Raw genomic sequence first — 22,182 nt, 5'->3', positions numbered from 1 at the left:
GATATTCGTCATAAAGGATAGGTGAGCTGAATGAGTGGTGTTCGTGTGATTCGGTTTTGTTGGTAATTAACAGATAAATTTCGGTTCAACAGAACCCTTGTGCTATACTCCGCGCCCCAATCCGAATTGGCTTGTTAAATCTTAGGAAATTATTATGAGTGTTAAAAACGAACTTCAACAAATTAACAACCGTCTAGACAAGTGTCGCCACAAGTTAGATGCTGCTAAAACTCGTAATGATCGTCCTGTTGTTCGTCAGTTCGAGGAAGAGATTAAGAAGCTAACTAAGAAAATTGCCCAGCTTAAACACAAAGAAAGCTACGATGTGAATCAAGAGCGTAAATCTCTGATTGATATGCCATTTAGCCGCGAGATTACTAAGGCTGAGCAAGCGGATATGGGCAAACTTAAGAAGTCTGTAAAAGGGCTTGTAATTGTTCACCCAATGACAAAGATCGGTAAAGAGCTTCGCATTGAGGTTATGACTGGTTACGCACCGAAAAAATTCTAATTACCAGCGATGGTGATGAAAGAGGAGCTAGCAATAGCTCCTTTTTGCTTTTTTAGGTATTGAAAAAGCAGAATCAACGGCAAAAATACTCACGCCGTTTTTAACTTTTTGGAGGTGATTGTTGTCACAAATCCTTTTATCTCCTATAAAAGTTAACGTGCTACTAACATGGCACTAAGCGACCGCAGTAATGTGTTCGTTTTCTAATCCACAATTTCTCTCCAGTTTGCAATAAATATAGGTAGAGCAGCACAAATAATTACAGATAAAACTAGACTCATTAAGGAAGATGAGAACGTAAAAAAATAGAGGTTATATGAATCAATTAATTTCAATTGGACCACTAGAATCCTTCCTAATCGCGATTAGTGTTTTGTTTCTAGGTCATTTCGTCAATGCAAAGCTTCCGGTTCTCAAAAAGTACAACATCCCAGAGCCCATTGTCGGCGGCTTGATTGTCGCTTTTGCTATTACAGCCCTGCACTTTAATGGCCTTGATCTTGAGTTTTCTTTGCCCTTGCAGAACACCTTCATGTTGATGTTCTTTGCAACGGTCGGCCTTGCGGCTAACTACACGCAGCTAATGAAAGGTGGTGCCAAAGTCTTCCTATTTTTAGGGGTGGCGTCGGTCTACATCATTATCCAAAACGGTGTAGGCGTAACCTTAGCAACGGCACTAGGCCTTGAACCCTTGATGGGTTTGATTGCTGGCTCTATCACGCTTTCGGGTGGCCATGGCACAGGCGCGGCTTGGTCTCAAACTTTTGCAGACACGTTTGGCATTGCAAATACGTTAGAAATCGCAATGGCTTCAGCGACCTTTGGCTTGATCATCGGTGGTATTATCGGTAGCCCAGTGGCGCAAAAGCTGATTGACAAAAACCAACTTGAATCTGAGTACGGCACTGGCACGCAAACGCACGAACGCTTCCCTGAACTTGTTACTTACAACGAGTATGAAGAAGACAAAGTGACGGCGAAGAAGGTGATTGAAGTGTTGTTCATCCTTCTTATCTGTATCACGGGTGCGAGGTACCTAGAGCAGTGGGTGGCGACTTTTGAAATTTCTTGGTTGATGATTCCTGACTTCGTTTACGCGTTGTTTATCGGTGTGTTCATCACTAACGTGTTTGAAGTGACTAAGCTGCATAAGACTGACAGCGAAACGGTCGATATTCTTGGTACGGTGTCATTGTCACTATTCCTAGCAATGGCGCTAATGAGCCTTAAGCTTTGGAACATCTTTGACCTTGCGATTCCATTCTTGGCTATCCTTGCGGTTCAGGCGGTTGTGTTAGGTATCTTCTCTTACTTTGTGACGTTCAAAGTAATGGGTTCTAACTACGACGCAGCGGTTATGGCGGGTGGTCACTGTGGTTTCGGCCTAGGTGCAACACCAACAGCGGTAATGAACATGGGTTCTTTGGTGAATCGATACGGACCATCGCCACAAGCCTTCATGGTGGTGCCAATTGTTGGAGCGTTCTTCATTGATATTGTTAACTTGATTATCCTGCAAGGGTATATCTCGTTTATCGGTTAATGTTCGCCTTTGCTTAAGTGCGATAAGCTCATCGCACTAAGATGAATACAAGAAAGCCAGTCTGTTGACTGGCTTTTTTATTGCTTGCTTATACTCGAGTTGCTCTAGTATAAGCATCAAATTTTCCCGAATTTGATGTGCATTTTTGTGTTGAATATAGCCGATTTATGTAATGCGTCGACTGCTTTTACACCTTTGTACTTATGATGGTGAACTTATTTGCAACTCCTTTAGTAAAGGAAATGCAGCCTTGATGTGCTCTCCTGTGACAATGAATCCAACCAACTGGTTATCTTCATTGAAGCCTTTGGCGACAATGCCTTTAGGATCGAATCGAGTTTCCCAGATCTGAGCTGTGTGAATATTGCGCCCTGCCAGCTGAATAGGATAACTCGGTGTTTTCACCTTGGTGATGATATGAGGCAAGCTGAGATTTGCTTCACCCACTTTTATAGTCAGCTGCTTAGCCAACACGTTTGCAGACAAAATAGCGGGCTGCAGATAAGCCATCACACGACCTTCGATTTCGGCGCAGTCACCGATCGCATACACATTCTCGGCACTGGTTCTCATGGTTTCATCAACCACTATCCCTTTGTTTACCACTATTCCCGCTTGTGTTGCTAAAGCTATGTTTGGTCTTAGCCCTGCTGCTGCAATCACGATATCAGTTCGTATTAATCGTGAGGCGGTAGTTTGTAGCCTGACGCCATCAGGCAGATAAGTTGCTCTACACACTGCAGAATCGGTTTCAACGGTGACTCCTGACTTTCTTAATACTTGCTCCAATTCTAGAGAAACGAAAGGTGGCACCAAGCTGCTTAATAGATAGCTCGCGGGCTCGATGATCGTGACATCTTTGCCCGCAGTTTGAAGATCGAAGGCGAGCTCAACCCCGATCAGGCCGCCACCAATCACAGTGACTCGTTGGGCATCGTCAACTTGAGCCTTGTGTTTCTCGAACTCTTCCAAGCTATTGAGAGTAATGGTCGCGCTGCGTTTTAGCCCTTTTGCTGGTGGAATAAATGGTGTGGCCCCCGTTGCTAACACTAACTTTGTGTAGTGGATTGGTTGGCCATCGACACGAATATACTGTTGCTCGATATCTATTTCGCTAACGAGCGCTTTAGTTTTAATAACCACGTTATACTGCTCAGCTAACTGCTGAGCATTATGTACGGTGAGTGTTTCGGGCGTTTGTTCCTGACTGAACGCATGCGAAAGGTTCGGCTTACTGTACTCAACCCCCGAGTCCGCCGTGATCATGGTGATCGCGATATCTTGGTCGAGTTTACGTACCATCTTGATAGTTTGTAGGGCAGCGAAACCACCACCCACAATCACAATGTTCGACATGTTACTTCTCCACAAATACTTCTTTGCCTAAATGACACTCAGGGCAAAGGAAGTCGTCAGGCACTTGTGCCCATGGTGTTCCTGGTTCAACACCTTGGTACGGTTCACCTAATTGTGGGTCGTATACCCATTCACACACTGTACAACGCCAGCACGTGCAGTCTGCCGTGTGTACTGAGTTATCTTGAGCTACTTCTGTTTCCTGCTCTGTCGTGTCTTTGAGTTCGGCAGTGTTTTCTGCAGGTGCAGGTGTGGTTTCAAGCGGTGTTACATTGCGTGATACTTGTTTCGGTGCGCTTACTTCGTCTGCTTCTACACGCCAAACCTCGGCCAGTGTCATGCCGTAATCAATGCATTGACGAAGGGCATCTGTGTCTGGTTTCCAGTGGATGTGTTGTGGTGCACTAACCTCGAAGTTCGCTTCACGTAGGCGAGCATCAATGCGTTTTACAGCGCCACCAGTCCAACCTGAAGACCCGAAGGCTGCTGCTCTTTTACCTGCAAAGCGTAATCCGTGTATCTCTTCAAGTAAGGCTGCGATCTGCGGCATCATCACATTGTTCATGGTCGATGAACCAACGAGCACGCCTTTTGAGCGGAAGACATTGGCAAGGATGTCATTTTTATCGTGCTTAGAAATATTGAACACTTTGATTGCCGTTTCTGGGCTGCCTTTGCGGATACCCTTTGCGATAGCATCAGCCATCATACGAGTGTTGTTCGACATGGTGTCGTAGACAATGGTAATACGATCTTCTTTGTAGGCCTTAGACCACTCGTAATATTGCTCAACGATTTGAGTCGCGTTGTCGCGCCAAATACAGCCGTGAGAAGTAGCAATGACATCGATCGGTACGCCTAAGCTCAGCACTTCTTCAATCTTTGCTTTAACCAGCGGCGCAAACGGCGTCAGGATATTCGAGAAGTAACGCAGGCACTGTTCATGCAGTTCAACTTGGTCTAGTTGGTCGTTGAATAGGTTCTCGTCACAGTAGTGCTGGCCGAAAGCGTCGTTACTAAACAGGATTTCATCACTGGTTAAGTAAGTCGCCATTGAGTCTGGCCAGTGCAGCATTTTCATCTCTACGAAGATAAGTTGTTTTCCGTTACCGACATCAAGAGTGTCACCAGTTTTTACGGTTCTGAAGTTCCAGTCTGGTTGGTGGTGGTGGCCAACAATGGAGTTCACTCCAGCTTCAGTACAATAAACCGGTGTATTCGGAATTTTAGCCAGTAGCGCAGAGAGTGCGCCTGAGTGGTCTTCTTCGGCATGCTGACAAATGATGTAGTCGATCTCGTTGATGTCGATTTCCATCTCAAGGTTTGCAAGGAATTGCTCTGTAAAGCGATGATCGACAGTATCGACAAGTACAGTCTTCTCTTCACGGATCAGGTACGAGTTATAGCTAGTACCTTTGTTCATGTGGTATTCCTTACCATGGAAGTGTTCGGTTTCCCAATCATGGACGCCGACCCAGTGAACATTTGATTTAACGTGAATAGTCATAATGATAATACCTTATTGAAATATCTAAGGTCATCATTGCACTAGTCGTGCCATGTTTTTAAGGTGTTGTTTTTGAATGGTTTGTTTAATTCTCGAGCTTGTTTTTGTGTCTTTATGACATCCTTAGCATTGTGATTAATATGATTCTAAAGTGTCCATTTGACTCGGGTGGTTTTCAATGCTGATTAATAGCCAAAAGACGCGCATAAAAAAGGCCAGACAAGAGTCTGGCCAAATAAAGCAGTGCAATTTATTTGTTAGTTTTTAAAGCGTAGTCACGACTTCATCAAGAGCTAAACGCGCTTTTGGTTTACCGTGGTTGTAGTCTTCGCCGTTTTTGTGGTAACCGATAGCTAGTGCTACATCAACAACGTGGCCTTCTAGCTCATCAGCAAACTCTTCGCTGATCATAGCCGCGTCTACACCTTCCATTGGAGTTGAAGCGATACCAAGGCGAGCAAGTGTGTGCAGTGTGTTACCCAGTGCAATGTACACTTGAGATTTAGTCCAGTTACCGTTGAAACCTGTTTCGTCAGTGTTCATTTCTGCGAATGCGTAAGCACCTAAAAACTGTTCATACATTTCAGCAGGTAGGTGACCAGAGCTTACTTCCGTATCTGCGCGTTTCGCGAATTTCTCTTTAGTGTACTTAGGATCGTGAGCGAACAGGATTGTGTGTGACGCTTCTTTCGCATGTGGTTGGTTAAACTGGAACATGTTCTCGAAAGTGTTGTGGAAACGTTGTTTTGCTTCGTCGCTCTCAATGATGATGAATTTCCAAGGCTGAGAGTTGATAGAAGAAGCTGACAAACGAAGTGCTTCTTTGATTACTTCCATGTCTTCCGCAGAGATGCGCTTTTCTGCATCGTATTTTTTAGCTGTGTAGCGAGTGTTTAGATCTGAAATGATTGGATGAGTCATGTTGAATCCTAATATCTATCAATATAAATGTTGTAGGGTTTTATGTTCGGTAACGTCAACAATAAACGGATAACGCATTTAGGCTAGATCTCTATAGAAGTCGTTTCTAGAACAGTCAGCCTCTAAAAGGCTGAACGCTTAAAAGGCTGAACGCTTAAATGGCTATCGAACATGCCCCAAGAAATCGAGTATCTGCGGTAGCTCAAGTCGATGGGTGTAAGATAATAGAAGAGTTACTCGGGAAAAATAGCGAACATATCAAATCACTATGGTTAATAATGTCCATAATGATTCGATAAGTGTGATCTTAATAGGTTTGAATTGTCTAGATTCAGTCGTTTAGTACGCCTTGATGCCATATTGACGCAATAATGGTGGAAGTACGCTGTCTAGATTTGGGATATCTTCTGGCGTGATTTCGATTAAGCCAAAACCATGCTCTTCATAGATTTTTCTCGTAGTTTCACGTTTATCTTCGGCGATTGGCGCGGAATCGGTTCCCCAAAACTGGATGTACACTTTGCCACTTGGTAGATAAAAATCGCTGATCACTTCTTTTGATATCGGAAGCGGTCGCTCGTACGCATGAACCACTCCTGCCATATAAAGCCAGTTATCGATGATCAGCTCTCCCTTTGATCGAACATAATGCCCATCTAAGCTTCGGTGCTTCGCCTCGAATTTCTGACGAAAACTGGAGAATGACACATCGGTCGAGTGGCTTTCAGCATCATGCCCTAGGAATTCAACAACAGACTGCTTCAAACGTTTATTGCGAACCAATGAATCGTGCCACACCACGAATAAGTTTTGTGTGGCTTTATCTTCTCTCTGTTCACCACCGGCCTTTAAACCTGTCGAGGTAACGTGCCAACCGTCTTCTTCTCTTGTGATCCAACCAAGCTCATTGAGCAGTAAGTTGATTTTCTTTGCGCTGAGTTGAAAGGCATTGCCGAGCTGAGTTGCGGTTAGTGTTTGCCCTGAGAAGGTGTCCAAGTCGATGAGCAGTTTCTCTGGCCATACAATGAAGACACCAAACTTTTTGTGTTTGACATATTCCCCACCAAAGCTTTCCCCTCGTTCGGTCAGCACCCAGCGGTCTTCTGAACGTACGATATAGCCGGCCGTTTTTAGGTCACTGAATAGAGTTTTAGCGTCTATATCTCTCTGTTTAGCGAGAGCCGATGTGGAGATCTTGTCTGACATAGTCTTCTCTTAAGTCGTTATTGGGCTACTGGATAACGTTGGGATAGGAATTACAAAGGAACTGATTACTAGAATAACACATCTATTTTACGCAATTTCGCTCCTTCATTGTTCATGTATTTTGAAGTTTGGGCGCTAGGAAAATCAGAATTTTGAAAAACAGGCATTAATCTGTTTTTGTAATTAAATTACAAAATAACAAGATAAATTCATCTGGGTGCATAGAAAACACACTTGGAATGGCGTTCTTTCATACATGGTTTATAGTTTTTAAGGTGTGCCTTTCATTAAGTGTGATCCGTATCGCTAATTATTTTTGATGGTTGAGTCCATAAGTGTGATCTAGATCTTGTGTAAATGAGATTTATTATCGTTAATTTTGCTTTGTAATTTTAATTCATGGCGTTTTTGTGATCTAAATCGTTCCCAGTAACCCCTAAGTGTTTTTTGTGTGTGATTGCTATCACGAAAATTGGCTTGAGGTGCATTTTGGAAATGTTGTGATACATTTCAATCAACTTTTGAGCACACATTTTCGGTCATTTGACCAACCAATACACTACGGGGTTCTACCTATGTTATCACCAGAAGCGAAGATCAAGGTTCAAAATTTTGGTCGTTTCTTATCCAATATGGTAATGCCAAACATCGGCGCATTCATTGCGTGGGGTTTCATTACAGCACTATTCATCCCAACAGGTTGGTGGCCTAACGAAACGTTAGCATCAATGGTTGGCCCTATGATTACTTACTTGCTGCCACTATTGATTGGTTACACCGGTGGTAAAATGGTTGGTGGTGACCGTGGTGCGGTAGTGGGTGCCATCACAACAATGGGTGTTATCGTTGGTACTGACATCCCGATGTTCATGGGTGCAATGATTGTAGGTCCACTAGGTGGTATCGCAATCAAGAAATTCGATGAAGCTATTCACGGTAAAGTGAAGAGTGGTTTCGAAATGCTAGTGAACAACTTCTCTGCTGGTATCATCGGCATGATCTGCGCGATCATCGCGTTCATCGTGATTGGTCCTGCTGTGAAAGTTCTGTCTTCTGGTTTAGCAGCTGGCGTTAACGTGATGGTTGAAGCGGGTGCACTACCTCTTGCTTCTATCTTTGTAGAACCGGCGAAAATCCTATTCCTAAACAATGCAATCAACCATGGTATTTTCTCTCCACTAGGTATTCAGCAGTCTGAAGAGATCGGTCGTTCTATCTTCTTCCTAATTGAAGCGAACCCAGGTCCTGGTCTAGGTCTACTACTTGCTTACATGGTATTTGGTAAAGGCAGTGCGAAGCAATCTGCTGCGGGTGCATCTATCATCCACTTCCTAGGTGGTATCCACGAAATTTACTTCCCATACGTTCTAATGAACCCACGTCTAATCCTAGCGGTAATCGCAGGTGGTATGGCTGGTGTATTCACTAACGTAATGTTCAGCTCTGGCCTAATCTCTCCAGCGTCTCCTGGTTCTATCTTCGCGATTCTGTTGATGACACCAAAAGGCTCTTACATCGGCGTGATTCTATCGGTTATCGCAGCAACGGCAGTATCGTTTGTTGTAGCGTCAATCCTTCTTAAAACATCAGCGCAAGATGATGAGGAAGATTCACTAGAGAAAGCATCAGCGCAAATGAAAGACATGAAAGCGTCTTCTAAAGGTGCAGCAACGGGTGCAGACATCAACCTAGCTGACGTGAAAGCAGTATACGTAGCGTGTGATGCGGGTATGGGGTCAAGTGCAATGGGTGCTGGTCTACTGCGTAAGAAAGTAGATGCAGCGGGCCTAAATATCACGGTAACCAACTACGCAATCAACAACCTACCAGCTGATTCGCAAATTGTTATCACGCATAAAGACTTAACAGACCGTGCTCGTAACACCGTACCAGGTGCAATGCACATGTCTCTAAGCAACTTCCTAGACGGCGGTGTATACGACCAGCTAGTTACAGAGCTTACCGACGCTCAAAGTGGTGAAGCAAAAGTAGAAGCTCCGGCTCCTGCAGCGGCTCCAGCACAAGAAGGCAACAAGCTTGCACTGACTAATGACAGCATCTTCCTTGGCCTTAAAGCGACTCAAAAAGAAGACGCAATCAAGTTCGCTGGTGAGCAACTGGTCAAACTGGGCAACGTATCTCCAGAATACGTAGACGGCATGTTTGCTCGTGAAGAGCTTGTGTCTACCTATCTAGGTGAGTCTATCGCAGTACCACACGGCACAATCGAAGCAAAACAGTACGTACAAAAAACCGGCATCGTATTCTGTCAGTACCCTGAAGGTATTCAGTGGGGCGAAGATGAAGACGATATCGCGAAGATGGTTATCGGTATTGCCGCACAAGGCGATGAGCACAACATGGTGCTGATGGCTATTACCAATTCACTTGATGATGAAGACGCTGTGGAATGCCTACAGAACACAACAAACCCTGCTGATGTTCTACGTATTCTCAACGGAAACTAAAAAGCTCTAGTCAAGCTCCTAAGTGAAGGAGGCCGGTATCCCCCTACTGGCCTCATTTTCGGTCTAAATCTGTCTTAACAAGATTCAGTCTGAATAGCTTACTGCTTAATGTCTCTAGTTAATCATCAGGCATGTTGTTGAGCAGTTAGCTATCTAGATTCAAATATTTATAAGGTCAAAATTATGAAAGCGTTACATTTTGGTGCAGGTAATATCGGTCGTGGTTTCATTGGTAAACTTCTTTCTGACGCTGGTATGAAGGTTACTTTTGCTGACGTAAATGAAACGGTTGTTAACGCGTTAATTGAACGCCAAGAATACCCAGTGAAGATTGTTGGTGAAGAGTGCGTTGTTGAAACCGTTAAAAACGTGACAGCAGTAAACTCAGCAACAAGCGCTGTGGTAGATTGCATTGCTGAGTCTGACATTGTGACGACAGCAGTTGGCCCAACGGTTCTTAAAATCATTTCTAAGTCTATTGCTCAAGGTATCGAAAAGCGTGCAGCAGCAAACAACACGGCGCCAATGAACATCATCGCGGCAGAGAACATGGTTCGCGGTACTAGCCAACTAAAAGCAGCGGTTCTAGAGCACCTTTCTGATGAAATGAAAGCGTTCACTGAAGAGCACATTGGCTTTGTTGATTCTGCGGTTGACCGCATTGTTCCACCTGCAGAAGCGGGCGAAACAGACCCTCTTGCAGTAACGGTTGAAACGTTCAGCGAGTGGATCGTAGACCAAACACAATTCAAAGGTGATATTCCAAACATCCCTGGTATGGAATGCACTGATAACCTAATGGCGTTCGTTGAGCGTAAACTGTTCACGCTGAACACAGGTCACTTGGTAACGGCATACCTTGGTGTGCTTGCGGGTCACGAGACAATCAAAGATGCTATCGAAGATGACAAAATCCGCGCTGAAGTAACAGCAACGATGGAAGAAAGCGGTGCTGTTCTGATTAAGCGTTACGGCTTTGATCCTGAAGCGCACGCGGCATACATCCAGAAAATTCTTGGTCGTTTTGCTAACCCGTTCCTACGTGATGAAGTTGACCGTGTTGGCCGTCAGCCTATTCGTAAGCTGAGCCCACAAGATCGTCTAGTCAAGCCATTGAACGGTACGCTAGAATACGGTCTTCCTAATGCGCACCTTGTAAAAGCGATCGCAGCTGCGTTCCACTATAAGAATGAAGATGACCCTCAAGCGGTTGAACTTCAGGCAATGTTCGCAGAAAAAGGTTTTGCTGAGACATTAGCGCATTATTCTGAGCTGAATATCGACTCAGAAGTTGTTAAACTAGCGGAACAAGCTTATCTAGCATTGAAATGATAAATCATCAAAGTGCCACCCCGGTGGCACTTTCTTATTGCCGAGCCGTTATGCCAATACAAACTAGCCATGAAACTGAATTACTTGAAGCCCTATCAGAAGCTGAGAGTGCTGGCGCCTGCCTAATGGCTGCTTACGATGCATTGGATGACACGGTAGATGCCGTATTAAAGAATATCTTCAAGAAAGACGATACTGCAATTAAGTTTGTTGTAGAACCTCTTCTTAACAGCGGTGGCCCGTTAGGCGAGATTATGATTCGCGCTAAGCTACTATTAGGGCTTGGTGTCATCAGTAAAGAGCTTTATGACGATTTAGAGGTTTTCGTTACCTTGAAAGAGTGGGCGAAAATACAGGGTGACGACACCAGTTTCACAGAAGTCGACATTATATTTGAGCTTAATAAGGTACACGCGATTCAGCGTATTATGCCAATTGAATATGATGCGGAGATGGTGGAGACCATGTCTGGTCCAATGCTTGAAATGTTTTTGGGGCGACATAATCAAAAAGTGAAGTCGACGATCGTTTTAGCTATCACTGACATTATCACTACCTTGTGCCGAGATAACGCGCTGAGTTCTTAGCTTTCTATTCTTCGTTCACTGTGTCGAGCCTTCACATACATATCTTGCATTTGCTCGTTTGTTTCATTCCAAACTTAAATTGATGGCGGTTTCTCTAGCTTGAGAAATCGCTTTTTTGTATTCACTCCAGCTCTACTATTTCTTTCGAGCTAAGCATGACACGAATTGACGATTCTTATGTCGATTACTATCTGCACCTTTTGTTTTAATCGCTGGGTATTTTTGTACCTTGACCGCGAATTTCAGGTACAAAAAAAGCCACATTATGTGGCTTTTTGTTTCAACAAAACCTGAGATTATAGGTCTTGGATGTTCTCAGCTTCTAGCTCTTGGAAGTAACGTAGAGTCTTAACTTTTAGCTCTTGTTGAGCTGGCTCATCAGCAACGATGATCGCTTTACGGTGCATCTGTAGAGCTGTAACAGTCCACATGTGGTTTACAGAGCCTTCGATAGCCATTTGAAGCGCTTGAGCTTTGTTGTGGCCTAGAGAAAGGATCATTACTTCTTCTGAATCTAGAAGAGTAGCAACACCGATAGTTAGTGCGTATTTAGGAACTTGGTTGATGTCGCCATCGAAGAAACGAGAGTTCGCGATACGAGTGTCTTCAGTTAACGTTTTGATACGAGTGCGTGAAGATAGAGAAGAACCAGGTTCGTTGAATGCGATGTGACCGTCGATGCCTACGCCGCCCATGAACAGGTTGATTTTGCCGTATGAACGGATTTTCTCTTCGTATGCTGCACAGTGCGCATCGATGTCTTCAGCTTGACCGTCTAGCAGGTTGATGTTTTCTGCTTGGATATCAACGTGGTTGAAGAAGTTCTCGTGCATGAAAGTGCGGTAAGACTCTGGGTGGTTAGGGTCGATACCAACGTACTCATCCATGTTGAATGTTACAACGTGCTTGAAGCTAACTTCGCCAGCTTTGTAAAGTTCAATTAGCTCAGCGTAAGTAGTTAGAGGTGTGCTACCAGTAGGAAGACCTAGTACAAATGGACGCTCAGCAGTTGGCGCGAATTTGTTAATAGAATCTGCGATATGACGAGCAGCCCATTTACCTACTTTTGCTTTGTTGCTTAATGGAATAAGTCTCATTGATTTTGCCCCTAGAAATAAAATTTTATAGTGTTCTGAAACATTAATTCGCATTATAAAATAAGTTATCGAGTTCCGCTATTGTTTTAGGTCAAGTTTTTGCTTTTTTCGTCATATGTGTGACTGGAACTATCAAAATTGCACAATTATTGTATGGATATTTAGTTACGTTAAACAAGATTAATACGTTTGTCATATAGAGCAATATTGATCTAATTCAGCACCTGAAAGGGACGGTGTTTCTACGTATTAATAGGTATTGAGGTTTTGATATACTTCGGCGTATTAACAAGCTTTGAAAGTATAGTTGAGGCTAGAAAATAATGATGGCAATGAGGTGCTATCGTGATAAAAGACGGGAGCGGGATAAAGAACGATGAATATCATTGGGATGAATCCCTAGGATATTGAGAAAGAGCCGTGTTTTATTCACGCTATCGCTATGAATTATATATAAATATTGGTAAAAATGGGCAGTTTGGCTAAACTTATCAATTACAATGAGATGTGTGTTCGAAGACAAAAAAAGCCCAAAGTGATGAGGAATCACTTTGAGCGGTTTTACTAATCTTCTAACACTAACTCACTTTCGTATTCTTCCCTAGGCACTTCACCGCGTTTGCAGCCGTTTAGGGTATGAAAGCGACGGCGTCCACGAGCCAGTTGAATGTACTTCAACCAAACACGCTCTAACTTGGACTTTGCCTTATGAGGGTGAGATAACACTTTAATGAAGTGTTTTTCTTCTGCATTGATTGGTGCTAGTTCACCAGTTTCAAGTGCAAGCATAGTGTCACCAAACAAGGTTAGGATTTCCTCTTCTGAAAGAGTAAAATCACCCGACTTAGCGAACCCTCGTGGGAATTTAATGGTGTCATAAAAACGTTTTTTTCCGTGTCGGAATTCGGTCTCAGACATATCAGCCTCAGTAATGTGGTTAGATAGAAATTAGTGTTTATTGTTCACGCGAAAATATTGTTAAAAGGCTAAAATAGGAAACAAAACGTTTTTGCCTTTACGATAAACAATCCTAGATCGGCTAGTTAGCAGATTTATTACAGAGATGTATTTGATGGATGTGAAAGTATTTAGAACCTTTCTTGAGGTTGCAAGGGTGCGCCATTTTGGGCGTGCAGCTGAAAACTTGTATTTAACACAAGCGGCGGTGAGTGCGCGGATCAAACAGCTTGAAGGCTATTTTGATACTCAACTCTTCATTCGTGATCGCAATAACATCAAACTCACATCTTCCGGTGAACGTTTGATTGGTTATGCCGAAGTGATGGTGTCCACCCTACAACAAGCCAAATTTGAGCTGTCGTTAGAGAGTGGTAAAGCCTTGCAGTTAACGCTGGGTGGCACGCCGAATATTTGGGATGCGTATCTACAAAACTGTTTAAGTGTGGTGACCGACTCTTTTGGTGGTTACGGCTTTATGGCAGAGGTGATGGGGCGCGAGCAACTGAACCGAAACTTGTTAGAACGAACTTTAGATATGGCGTTCGCGTTCGATCAGATCAAAGCGGAAGAGCTGAACTGTAAAAAAGTGGCTGATTTGGTTTTGGTGTTAGTATCAACACAGCAAGATGATCTGGAATCGGTATTCCAACATAAATATGTGTATGTTGATTGGGGAACGCGCTTCGGTTCAGAACACGCAGAACGTCACCCTAAAGTTCCGGCACCTTATCTTCGTACCTCTACAGCGCGTATTGCCCTCGATTTCATTTTAGAGAAAGGCGGTAGTGCGTATCTTCCGGTTTCTCTAGTCGAACCTTTTATCGATTCGGGTCAGCTGCACAAGGTGAAAGGGGTTGAAGACTGGTATCGCCCAATTTATCTGAGCTACCGCAAAAGCAGCACCTCGGTGGATGCGATCATGCAGGTTGAGAAATTGGTTAATGAGATTGACCCATCGACCGCTTACACGCTGCAACAAGCCGCTGAACAGACGCCAGAGTAATAGCACGCGCAGCCAGCAATATGCTTTGTTGACGAGATAAAAAAATGGCTCCTAACTAGTTGTATAGTTGGGAGCCATTTTTGTTTTAAACCAGAGATGTACTTCTTTTTTGAATTAGAGATCGTTTCTAATTCAAATAAAATCGTTTAAGCCTGGTATACCTAGCCCTATTTAAAGGCTCTATAGTGTTAACACACTTATAGGTTCATTAGATTCTCAATAGACTCTTCGAGAGAGTGTGACATGTACGAATGGATTGTGTGGCCATCCGTTGCGTCAATCTCAATCATAGAAATCCCGTTGTCCGCTTTGTCTTCAAGAAAGCTCAGAGATTGCTCGACTGATTGACTGGTGAGAACCTGTTGGTTTGATAAAACAATACGACATGTGTGTAGAACCATAGCCTTTTCCTTTTTATATTCGATAGGTCTCTGCATCTTGGTGTGCTAAGTACCTATCGTTGACGTTGTGAGAAGAATTTCTTCTCAAGATTAAATTTAGTCGAATTGAATAAAATTAAAACCCTTTTTTGTGATTTATCTAACCTTCGCTTCCGAAAGTGGCTAGCGATGATGCTGGTTCACGGTAAACTTTTAATTATAGGAGCAAAAGCTATGGCAAATGGGAAGAGCACAGAATGTCGAAAAATATTCATCACAATAGTACCTTAACGAGTGAGCAGTGCCATTTGGCTCGATATGCGCGAGATGCTCGCTTTGATGGTATGTTTTTTACAGCAGTGAAAACGACAGGGATTTTTTGTCGTCCGATTTGCCCAGCAAGCCCGCCCAAAGAAGAAAACGTCGAATATTTTTCTCATCAAGCTCAAGCATTGAAAGCGGGGTATCGTCCTTGTTTGCGTTGCCGACCAGACAGTGCGCCTTTCTCTCCGGCATGGAAGGGCGTTGAAACCACTTTTTTACGTGCGATGCAGTTGATTGATAACGGCGCGCTGAATTCAGGATCTATCGTTGACCTTGCAACGCGGTTAGGTATTTCCGATCGTTACTTACGGACCTTATTCAACAATTACATCGGTGTGTCACCCAAGCAGTACAGCCTTTATAGCCAATTGATGTTCGCCAAACAGTTGCTACATACCAGCAGTATGAGCATTACTGATGTCGGCTTTGCGAGTGGCTTTAATAGCACACGTCGCTTTAACGATGCTTTCCAAAAAGAGTTGCAGCTTTCGCCGAGCCAAATTCGACGAACGAAGCCAAGTGACACACTGAGTAATCATATTCAGCTTGGTTTTAATGGGCCTTTAGACTGGAAGCACTTGTTGGGTTTTTATCGACGAAGAATGATTGAAGGCTTAGAAGAGGTTGGCGAAGATTGTTATAAGCGCACGGTGAATGTGAACGGCGCGAAGGGGTGGTTCAAGGCGACTTTAGCCAAAGAGAACCGCTTAGATATTGAGTTTGAGTTGGATGATATAAGCCAATTAAGAAGTTTGATTACGAATATCCGACGTATGTTCGATCTTGATGTCGATATTGTAAAGGTCGAGACTTTCTTTGCGACGATCGATCCTAACTTGGTCGCTAAGAGTGGTATCCGTATTCCTGGCGTGTGGAGTGCTTGGGAAGCCGGAGTGAGAGCGATTTTGGGGCAGCAAGTCTCGGTAACCGCTGCAATTGGTCAGCTCAATTTATTGGTCAAAGAGCTTTCTGAAGCACATGAGGAGGTTAGCTTTCCCATGCCGCAACAGATAGCGAAGGCTGATTTGAGCTTCTTGAGAATGCCGGGAAGCCGCAAAGAGACCTTAAAGCGTTTTGCTGAATACATGGTCGACAATGAAGCTGAGCATCCTTCTAAATGGATTGCGCTAAAAGGCATTGGACCTTGGACGATTCAATATGCACTGCTTCGTGGTTTAAGTGAGCCTAACCATCTGTTGGTTGGCGATTTAGTGGTGAAGAAGTTTATTGAGCATCGCCCCACCATCAATATAGAGAGTGTTTCGCCTTGGGGGAGTTACGCGACGTTCCACTGTTGGAATCAGTCTTAATAGAAATAGCTATCCACGAACATCAGCAATCCACAAACATCTGAAATACCAAGCTAGGAGATATTATGGCTAACCGATTTACTTATTATGAGAGTCCATTGGGAATCGTGACTTTACAGGCGAACGATCAAGGGTTGCTAGGCCTGTGGTTTGAAACACACACCACTAAGCCGGAACAGTTAGGTGTTCAAGATGATAGCTTTCCGATCTTTGTAGTGGCAATCGAGCAGCTTAATCGCTATTTCTCAGGTGAAACTATCCAATTTTCTGTGCCTATCGCAGCCAAGGGCACGCCATTTCAGCAGTCGGTTTGGCAGGCGCTGACGACCATTCCTTATGGAGAGACTTGGAGCTATGCACAACTGGCTGATGCGATAGGTAATCCGAAAGCCGTTCGTGCTGTTGGCTTAGCCAATGGCAAAAATCCGGTTTCTGTGATTGTGCCGTGTCACCGTGTGATTGGCAAAAATGGCAAGCTGACGGGTTATGCGGGTGGTGTAGAACGCAAACAGCGCTTATTGGTGATAGAGGGCAGAGATCAAGACTAGTAAGCGATTTGGCAACGAGCCTGTCGCGATGCTGGCTGAGGATCACGTACTACTCAATGGTGAAGGCTAGTGGTTCTTAAAATGTGACTTTGCATTAAAATCAACGCTTTCTGGAAAATGTCGATTTGGTTGCATATTCTTTGACTATGTTCTCTTGGCAAGGATGCCCAAATGAATAGCCATCACTCTCTGATAATTGGATGCAGCAGCGCGCTATTGCTAGCCGGTTGTTTAACCGATACCAGTCGTCCCTTCGAAGTACCACAGCTTGTTCTGTTCAAAGGTATGTATGAGAACGCAGATAATGACAGTTTTCTAGTTTTTGAATCTGGGCAAGTGACCTATCAAACAACGGATAATTCCGTGACTCGAACCTATAGTGTCGAAGGTGATTTGCTCAACATTAAGTTGAATTCAGCGAATAGCCGATCAGATTCTGGACTGGTAATGCGAATACAACACGAAGGCGAGGTGCTAACCTGTAATCGGTGTCCAGCAATGCAGTTAAGCAACGTCTGGACACGTGTTGAACAACCTTTGAAAGGAGCATCGAATTAGAAAAGCCCACCATTTAGCCATAAGTGGGCGGCGATACTGACGGCATATCCAATCATGATTACTGGCATCCATTTCAAGTGGCCAAAAAAGGTGTATTTACCATGTGCCGCTCCCATTAATGCGACACCTGCTGCACTACCAATAGATAACAAGCTGCCGCCAACGCCTGCAGTTAAGGTGATCAGTAGCCAGTTGCCCATCGACATTTGCGGCTCCATGGATAACACGGCAAACATCACCGGAATGTTGTCGACAATCGCAGATAAGATCCCCACCATGATATTGGCCCAAATAGGATCCCATTGGTTATACATCACGCCAGAGGCAAGTTCCAAGTATCCAAGCAGACTCAAACCACCGACACACATCACCACACCGTAGAAGAACAACAGCGTGTCCCATTCGGCATGCGACACTCTTCGAAATACATCAAATGGCACAACAGAACCGAGTCTCTTTAATGCCCCCTCATCATTATTGGCAATCGCCACCGCTTTTTTCTTGGCCAGTGAATTAGGTAAGGTCTTACGCAAGAAATACCCAAAGAACTGTAGATACGCCAGCCCCATCATCATCCCCATGACCGGAGGGAAGTGGAGTACGGCATGGAAAGCAACCGCAGTGGCTATCGTCATGATGAACAAGAACACGATGCGTCTTGCACCACGTTTTAATTCAACGTGTTGATGCACCGTATCGGGTTGGGTTGTTGGAACAAAGTAAGACATGATCAGTGCAGGGACGAGGTAATTCATCACTGAAGGAATAAATAAAGGAATGAACTCACTGAAGCTCACATAACCAGCTTGCCACACCATCAGTGTTGTGATGTCGCCGAATGGGCTGAATGCGCCGCCAGCGTTAGCGGCTATTACGATATTTACACAGGCTAAGTTAACGAATTTAGGGTTGGATCCTGCGACTTTCAGAACCACGGCACACATCAATAGAGCTGTCGTGAGGTTGTCTGCGATAGGTGAGATAAAGAAGGCCAGAATACCGGTTAGCCAGAACAGAGATCGGAAGTTAAAGCCTTTGCCGACCATCCACGCTTGCAACGCATCAAACAGTCTTCTCTCTTCCATGGCGCTGATGTAAGTCATAGCGACGAGTAGGAAAAGTAATAGCTCGGCGTATTCAAGTAAGTTGTGTTCGAGCGCTTGTTTAGCGACTTCAACGAGGTTGTGTTCTTGGTAGGTAAAACCAATGATTATCCAAATCAGGCCAGCCGCAAGTAGCACTGGCTTGGATTTTCGGAGCTTTAGGTACTCTTCCATCATCACCACAATGTAGGCGATAACGAAAATGGTCAGTGATAGGTAGCCGACAAATGAGTTAGTTAGCTTGAGAGGCTCTCCTAACTGAGAGGTAGCCGCACTTGTTACTGAAGAAAAGAAGAATAAAAAGAGAACAGCAGGAAGCTGGATACCTAACATGAATTACGCTCCAAAGTTAATAAGTTATTAACACGCGTAAAAGCGTAGACCTAAATAACCATGTGGAGTGTGATAGATATCTTAATAATTCAATAGATTATAGTGAAAGCAATAGACTGTGATGTGAACGAAATATGGTCTTACATGCTCAAAATTACTGTCTTGAGAACTCAAAGCCTAAAGAAAAAGCCCTACCGGATTCACTGCCGATAGAGCTTATTCGAAATTGCCAATATTATGCAGCATTGAGATCAAACGTCAGTGTTTGTTCTGCAGCACATACTTCAACAGGCCAGCCGTAGGATTGGTATTCCAGCGCCAGCTTGTCCGCTACTGCGCGAGATACCGTTGCAGTGATCCACATGCCCTTGCCCATTACTTGATATTTAAGCGTTCTCATTTCCATTGTAATCACCGTTTTCCTTCAATATTGGCTGCGCGAAGTCTATAGCACCTCTGAGGGCTGAAATTTCGAATCAAGCTCAAATTCTTTATAAACGGGCTCACCGTTTTCGCTAGGCTCAAAACTCAATCAACTAAGGGCAAACGGTTGCACTTTGGAAGCGAACTCACTCTTTAAGTCTCTGTATTATAATTGAATTAAAATTAAAAAAAACACCATGTAAGAGATCACTTACATCATTATCAGAGATCTGATTAGGTAAAAACTCTCACTAGAAGCCAGAGTTGTGTGTTGATTGTGTGCGTTTTTGGTTGCGGTGTTGAAGCAAGGTTTGTTTAGTTTTGTATGTGAAATATTCTAATTTATTTAGCGTATGGTCCTGCTTTTAAATCCAAGTCACAGTTTTATATGTTGTTGTGCTTCTTTTATTCAAACCGATACGCTATTTGATTTTGGTCATTAACCTTTTACTCATTAGTTTGCACTATCTATACGTGTTCTGTTCCACATAAACGAGATGTATAGAGGTCCTTATGACGAATCCAACCAAAACCGATCGTAAAGTCACGATCGGTAGCTATATCGCACTCGCATTCGCGATTGTGTTCTTTTCAGGCTTAATGCAGTCCAATGAATGGTATGGAGTGTTCGATTTTACAACGCTCAACGGTTCATTCGGTAAGGTCGCTTACGATGTGAGTGAAACGGCTGATGGTATTCAAGCGGCAACGACGTCATTGCGTGGTAAAGGTGGTAGTGGTGCTCGCGACGGTTTCATTTTTGCTTTGACACTTATTCCGACCGTGATGTTTGCACTGGGTATGATCAACGTACTTGAGCACTATGGTGCGCTGGATGCGGCTCGCAAACTGCTGACACCTCTACTTCGCCCTCTGATGGGTATTCCGGGTAACTCTGGCTTGGCATTGATTGCTTCTCTGCAAAGTACTGATGCGGGTGCAGCGATGACGCGTCAGCTAAAAGACGAAGGGCATTTAACTAAGCGTGAAACCGATGTCTTTACGATGTTCCAGTTCACCGCGGGTGCCGCGATCGTTAACTTCTTCTCGTCGGGTGCCGTGTTGTTCACTCTAACCGCGATGGATGGCTCTTTGGCAGTAACCTCGTCAATTGGTCTTGCTGTGGCAGTGATGTTCATCTTCAAGTTTGTTGGCGCGAACCTATTCCGCATTTACCTAAATATTACTGAAGGCAAAGAAGACAAACCAAAATCAGACAAAGAACAAAAACTGGAAGAGGAAGTAGCATAATGAGCGAAGTTAAAGCAAAGAAACCTATGGTTACTGATATTTTCGTTGAAGGTGCCAAGAAAGGCTGGGTTATTGCGACCACCTCGACCGTGCCAAATGTTCTGATGGCGTTTGTGATTATCAAGGCATTGCAGATTACGGGCGCGTTGGATCTGATGGGCAGCGTATTTGCTCCAATCATGGCGGTATTTGGTTTACCAGGTGAAGCGGCAGCGGTGTTGATTGGCGCGTGGATGTCGATGGGTGGCGCAGTAGGTGTGGTTATCACGTTGTTTGACCAAGGCATCTTGAACGGCAACCACATTGCTATTTTGGCGCCAGCTATCTACCTGATGGGTTCTCAAGTGCAATACATGGGCCGTATCATGGGGCCAATCGGAACTGAAGGTCGTTACATCCCAGTGATGATCGCGATTTCGGTACTGAACGCATTTGGCGCGATGTTCTTGATGAACATCATCCTATAGCCCGATTTCTGAATCTTTATAAGCTTTAGAAAAAGGAAAACCCGTTTGGCTTTCACCAAACGGGTTCTGTTCTTTTTCGTAGCCATCCTGCTACTAACGTTGTTACTTATTTTTCAATAAGGTAACACATGCTCCCTGCATCGTTCCTTGACTTGGCTAAATCCTTTAACCTATCCAATTCATCGCCGTCCTAGCGGTGTCCTTACTAACTCATCATCCTGATAAGTGACTCTATCCTAGAGTATAACTTCCTTGCTGATAACTCATCCGAAGTCATCAAATCTTCGTCCTGAAGATACCTAATCCATTAGGCTTTTTCCTGTTCCTGCCAACTCCCTGTCGACATGTATATTAAACACTCTGGAGGCTTCTCCGACAATCTACCTCAAGTAAATAATCTGAAGGCAAAGCTAAGCAAACTGTGCGGACTCATACAAAACAAGGGCTTGGGTTTGTAATCTAGGATTTTTCTGCGAAGCTTGATTGTAATCTCTTACGTTTGTTGTGAGAGATCTCTTACACATGTGCGGGCGTGAATGCTCCTTGTTTTCTGAATACAGATACGTTGAGGTAGTCCGCCGAATAAACTAACCAGTAGGAAATGATAATGGTTACAGCGTTATATGCTTCGTTGCTTACGTTAGTCATGTTAGGGCTTTCCATTGAAGTGATTAAGCAAAGAAGAAAGAATCAAGTAGCACACGCAGATGGTGGTGTTGAATCGTTACAAGTGGCTCGTTCCGCTCAAAGTAACGCAATGGACTATATTCCGATTACCGTGATACTGATGGCGTTGCTAGAGTTCAACGGCGCCAATGTATGGCTAATTCACGTTATTGGTATTGCTTTTGTTGCTGGTCGTATTATTCATGGAAAAAGCATTCTTGTTCGTAGCCTGAAGGGAAGAAAGCAAGGCATGTATTTGACCTTTGCCAGCATGGTGTCTTTAGTTGTTCTAAACTTGATTTATCTCCCGTTTGATAAGCTTATGTAA

21 protein-coding genes are annotated in these 22,182 nt (G+C 44.0%); 12 read left to right on the top strand and 9 right to left on the bottom strand.

Annotated features, from left to right (window positions below; genetic code table 11):
• Nucleotides 1–154 precede the first annotated feature (154 nt).
• Nucleotides 155–511: a YibL family ribosome-associated protein gene (locus L4C44_RS08540; RefSeq protein ID WP_060980886.1), complete on the top strand. Its 357-nt coding sequence runs from the start codon at nucleotides 155–157 to the stop codon at nucleotides 509–511.
• Nucleotides 512–827: 316 nt separating this feature from the next.
• Complete coding sequence (gene gltS / locus L4C44_RS08535; protein ID WP_146492613.1) at nucleotides 828–2,054, top strand: sodium/glutamate symporter; 1,227 nt, start codon at nucleotides 828–830, stop codon at nucleotides 2,052–2,054.
• 201 nt (nucleotides 2,055–2,255) lie between these two features.
• On the opposite strand, the gene norW is transcribed toward gltS, so the two are convergent.
• The 4 genes from norW to L4C44_RS08515 all read right to left on the bottom strand — a co-directional run bounded on the left by norW (nucleotide 2,256) and on the right by L4C44_RS08515 (nucleotide 7,044).
• Nucleotides 2,256–3,410, bottom strand: coding sequence for an NADH:flavorubredoxin reductase NorW (gene norW, locus L4C44_RS08530; RefSeq protein WP_428804865.1), 1,155 nt, complete (start codon nucleotides 3,408–3,410; stop codon nucleotides 2,256–2,258).
• A gap of 1 nt (nucleotide 3,411) precedes the next feature.
• Nucleotides 3,412–4,917, bottom strand: a complete 1,506-nt coding sequence (norV, locus tag L4C44_RS08525; protein ID WP_372385466.1) for an anaerobic nitric oxide reductase flavorubredoxin — start codon at nucleotides 4,915–4,917, stop codon at nucleotides 3,412–3,414.
• A 264-nt stretch (nucleotides 4,918–5,181) separates the two neighbouring features.
• Nucleotides 5,182–5,838: an NAD(P)H-dependent oxidoreductase gene (locus tag L4C44_RS08520; RefSeq protein WP_428804864.1), complete on the bottom strand. Its 657-nt coding sequence runs from the start codon at nucleotides 5,836–5,838 to the stop codon at nucleotides 5,182–5,184.
• A gap of 339 nt (nucleotides 5,839–6,177) precedes the next feature.
• Nucleotides 6,178–7,044 (bottom strand): glycerol kinase, encoded by an 867-nt coding sequence (locus L4C44_RS08515; protein WP_146492607.1) that lies wholly within the window; start codon nucleotides 7,042–7,044, stop codon nucleotides 6,178–6,180.
• Nucleotides 7,045–7,619: 575 nt separating this feature from the next.
• Here L4C44_RS08515 and L4C44_RS08510 point away from each other — a divergent pair.
• The 3 genes from L4C44_RS08510 to L4C44_RS08500 all read left to right on the top strand — a co-directional run bounded on the left by L4C44_RS08510 (nucleotide 7,620) and on the right by L4C44_RS08500 (nucleotide 11,431).
• Nucleotides 7,620–9,512, top strand: a complete 1,893-nt coding sequence (locus L4C44_RS08510; RefSeq protein ID WP_146492605.1) for a PTS mannitol transporter subunit IICBA — start codon at nucleotides 7,620–7,622, stop codon at nucleotides 9,510–9,512.
• Between the two features lie 183 nt (nucleotides 9,513–9,695).
• Nucleotides 9,696–10,844 (top strand): mannitol-1-phosphate 5-dehydrogenase, encoded by a 1,149-nt coding sequence (locus tag L4C44_RS08505; RefSeq protein WP_146492603.1) that lies wholly within the window; start codon nucleotides 9,696–9,698, stop codon nucleotides 10,842–10,844.
• Between the two features lie 50 nt (nucleotides 10,845–10,894).
• Nucleotides 10,895–11,431 (top strand): MltR family transcriptional regulator, encoded by a 537-nt coding sequence (locus L4C44_RS08500; protein WP_222433371.1) that lies wholly within the window; start codon nucleotides 10,895–10,897, stop codon nucleotides 11,429–11,431.
• A 296-nt stretch (nucleotides 11,432–11,727) separates the two neighbouring features.
• Here L4C44_RS08500 and nagB read toward each other — a convergent pair whose 3' ends face one another.
• A complete protein-coding gene (gene nagB / locus L4C44_RS08495; RefSeq protein ID WP_008216780.1) occupies nucleotides 11,728–12,528 on the bottom strand; it encodes a glucosamine-6-phosphate deaminase in 801 nt (266 codons plus the stop codon).
• 564 nt (nucleotides 12,529–13,092) lie between these two features.
• On the bottom strand, nucleotides 13,093–13,446 hold the full coding sequence (locus L4C44_RS08490) for a MaoP family protein (RefSeq protein ID WP_019819999.1): 354 nt from the start codon (nucleotides 13,444–13,446) through the stop codon (nucleotides 13,093–13,095).
• Between the two features lie 154 nt (nucleotides 13,447–13,600).
• Here L4C44_RS08490 and L4C44_RS08485 point away from each other — a divergent pair, with 154 nt between their 5' ends.
• Nucleotides 13,601–14,491, top strand: a complete 891-nt coding sequence (locus L4C44_RS08485; protein ID WP_017630336.1) for a LysR family transcriptional regulator — start codon at nucleotides 13,601–13,603, stop codon at nucleotides 14,489–14,491.
• A gap of 197 nt (nucleotides 14,492–14,688) precedes the next feature.
• On the opposite strand, the gene L4C44_RS08480 is transcribed toward L4C44_RS08485, so the two are convergent.
• Nucleotides 14,689–14,892: a hypothetical protein gene (locus L4C44_RS08480; protein WP_146492599.1), complete on the bottom strand. Its 204-nt coding sequence runs from the start codon at nucleotides 14,890–14,892 to the stop codon at nucleotides 14,689–14,691.
• A 236-nt stretch (nucleotides 14,893–15,128) separates the two neighbouring features.
• Here L4C44_RS08480 and L4C44_RS08475 point away from each other — a divergent pair, with 236 nt between their 5' ends.
• The 3 genes from L4C44_RS08475 to L4C44_RS08465 all read left to right on the top strand — a co-directional run bounded on the left by L4C44_RS08475 (nucleotide 15,129) and on the right by L4C44_RS08465 (nucleotide 17,611).
• The gene (locus L4C44_RS08475) at nucleotides 15,129–16,505 is read left to right on the top strand and encodes an AlkA N-terminal domain-containing protein (protein WP_428804863.1); all 1,377 of its coding nucleotides are present in this window, start codon (nucleotides 15,129–15,131) and stop codon (nucleotides 16,503–16,505) included.
• A gap of 65 nt (nucleotides 16,506–16,570) precedes the next feature.
• Complete coding sequence (locus tag L4C44_RS08470; protein ID WP_428804862.1) at nucleotides 16,571–17,053, top strand: methylated-DNA--[protein]-cysteine S-methyltransferase; 483 nt, start codon at nucleotides 16,571–16,573, stop codon at nucleotides 17,051–17,053.
• Between the two features lie 171 nt (nucleotides 17,054–17,224).
• Complete coding sequence (locus L4C44_RS08465; protein ID WP_086714579.1) at nucleotides 17,225–17,611, top strand: hypothetical protein; 387 nt, start codon at nucleotides 17,225–17,227, stop codon at nucleotides 17,609–17,611.
• Here L4C44_RS08465 and nhaD read toward each other — a convergent pair.
• Together nhaD and L4C44_RS08455 are read right to left on the bottom strand one after the other, a co-directional pair.
• Nucleotides 17,608–19,047, bottom strand: a complete 1,440-nt coding sequence (nhaD, locus tag L4C44_RS08460) for a sodium:proton antiporter NhaD (protein ID WP_428804861.1) — start codon at nucleotides 19,045–19,047, stop codon at nucleotides 17,608–17,610. The two genes, L4C44_RS08465 and nhaD, sit on opposite strands and share 4 nt — an antisense overlap.
• A gap of 235 nt (nucleotides 19,048–19,282) precedes the next feature.
• Entirely contained in the window at nucleotides 19,283–19,453 is a 171-nt protein-coding gene (locus tag L4C44_RS08455) for a hypothetical protein (protein WP_167373185.1), read from the bottom strand.
• Between the two features lie 530 nt (nucleotides 19,454–19,983).
• On the opposite strand from L4C44_RS08455, the gene L4C44_RS08450 reads away from it, so the two are divergent.
• From L4C44_RS08450 to L4C44_RS08440, 3 genes are all read left to right on the top strand, one after another.
• Nucleotides 19,984–20,721, top strand: coding sequence for a nucleoside recognition domain-containing protein (locus L4C44_RS08450; protein WP_048610036.1), 738 nt, complete (start codon nucleotides 19,984–19,986; stop codon nucleotides 20,719–20,721).
• Complete coding sequence (locus L4C44_RS08445; RefSeq protein WP_004737023.1) at nucleotides 20,721–21,188, top strand: YjiG family protein; 468 nt, start codon at nucleotides 20,721–20,723, stop codon at nucleotides 21,186–21,188. Before L4C44_RS08450 ends, L4C44_RS08445 begins: the two co-directional genes overlap by 1 nt.
• Nucleotides 21,189–21,795: 607 nt before the next feature.
• Nucleotides 21,796–22,182: an MAPEG family protein gene (locus tag L4C44_RS08440; protein WP_428804860.1), complete on the top strand. Its 387-nt coding sequence runs from the start codon at nucleotides 21,796–21,798 to the stop codon at nucleotides 22,180–22,182.

Source organism: Vibrio satsumensis, assembly GCF_050337435.1.
GTDB classification, from domain to species: domain Bacteria; phylum Pseudomonadota; class Gammaproteobacteria; order Enterobacterales; family Vibrionaceae; genus Vibrio; species Vibrio satsumensis.
The sequence above is the reverse complement of the archived record's forward strand: the minus strand, read 5'-3'. Positions and strand labels throughout refer to the sequence as shown.

Coding starts and splice junctions, on each gene's coding strand:
- nhaD (WP_428804861.1), bottom strand. CDS start 19,047: ATGTTAGGTATCCAGCTTCCTGCTGTTCTCTTTTTATTCTTCTTTTCT.
- gltS (WP_146492613.1), top strand. CDS start 828: ATGAATCAATTAATTTCAATTGGACCACTAGAATCCTTCCTAATCGCG.
- L4C44_RS08490 (WP_019819999.1), bottom strand. CDS start 13,446: ATGTCTGAGACCGAATTCCGACACGGAAAAAAACGTTTTTATGACACC.
- L4C44_RS08440 (WP_428804860.1), top strand. CDS start 21,796: ATGGTTACAGCGTTATATGCTTCGTTGCTTACGTTAGTCATGTTAGGG.
- norW (WP_428804865.1), bottom strand. CDS start 3,410: ATGTCGAACATTGTGATTGTGGGTGGTGGTTTCGCTGCCCTACAAACT.
- norV (WP_372385466.1), bottom strand. CDS start 4,917: ATGACTATTCACGTTAAATCAAATGTTCACTGGGTCGGCGTCCATGAT.
- L4C44_RS08475 (WP_428804863.1), top strand. CDS start 15,129: ATGTCGAAAAATATTCATCACAATAGTACCTTAACGAGTGAGCAGTGC.
- L4C44_RS08470 (WP_428804862.1), top strand. CDS start 16,571: ATGGCTAACCGATTTACTTATTATGAGAGTCCATTGGGAATCGTGACT.
- nagB (WP_008216780.1), bottom strand. CDS start 12,528: ATGAGACTTATTCCATTAAGCAACAAAGCAAAAGTAGGTAAATGGGCT.
- L4C44_RS08455 (WP_167373185.1), bottom strand. CDS start 19,453: ATGGAAATGAGAACGCTTAAATATCAAGTAATGGGCAAGGGCATGTGG.
- L4C44_RS08465 (WP_086714579.1), top strand. CDS start 17,225: ATGAATAGCCATCACTCTCTGATAATTGGATGCAGCAGCGCGCTATTG.
- L4C44_RS08520 (WP_428804864.1), bottom strand. CDS start 5,838: ATGACTCATCCAATCATTTCAGATCTAAACACTCGCTACACAGCTAAA.
- L4C44_RS08505 (WP_146492603.1), top strand. CDS start 9,696: ATGAAAGCGTTACATTTTGGTGCAGGTAATATCGGTCGTGGTTTCATT.
- L4C44_RS08485 (WP_017630336.1), top strand. CDS start 13,601: ATGGATGTGAAAGTATTTAGAACCTTTCTTGAGGTTGCAAGGGTGCGC.
- L4C44_RS08445 (WP_004737023.1), top strand. CDS start 20,721: ATGAGCGAAGTTAAAGCAAAGAAACCTATGGTTACTGATATTTTCGTT.
- L4C44_RS08540 (WP_060980886.1), top strand. CDS start 155: ATGAGTGTTAAAAACGAACTTCAACAAATTAACAACCGTCTAGACAAG.
- L4C44_RS08510 (WP_146492605.1), top strand. CDS start 7,620: ATGTTATCACCAGAAGCGAAGATCAAGGTTCAAAATTTTGGTCGTTTC.
- L4C44_RS08500 (WP_222433371.1), top strand. CDS start 10,895: ATGCCAATACAAACTAGCCATGAAACTGAATTACTTGAAGCCCTATCA.
- L4C44_RS08515 (WP_146492607.1), bottom strand. CDS start 7,044: ATGTCAGACAAGATCTCCACATCGGCTCTCGCTAAACAGAGAGATATA.
- L4C44_RS08450 (WP_048610036.1), top strand. CDS start 19,984: ATGACGAATCCAACCAAAACCGATCGTAAAGTCACGATCGGTAGCTAT.
- L4C44_RS08480 (WP_146492599.1), bottom strand. CDS start 14,892: ATGGTTCTACACACATGTCGTATTGTTTTATCAAACCAACAGGTTCTC.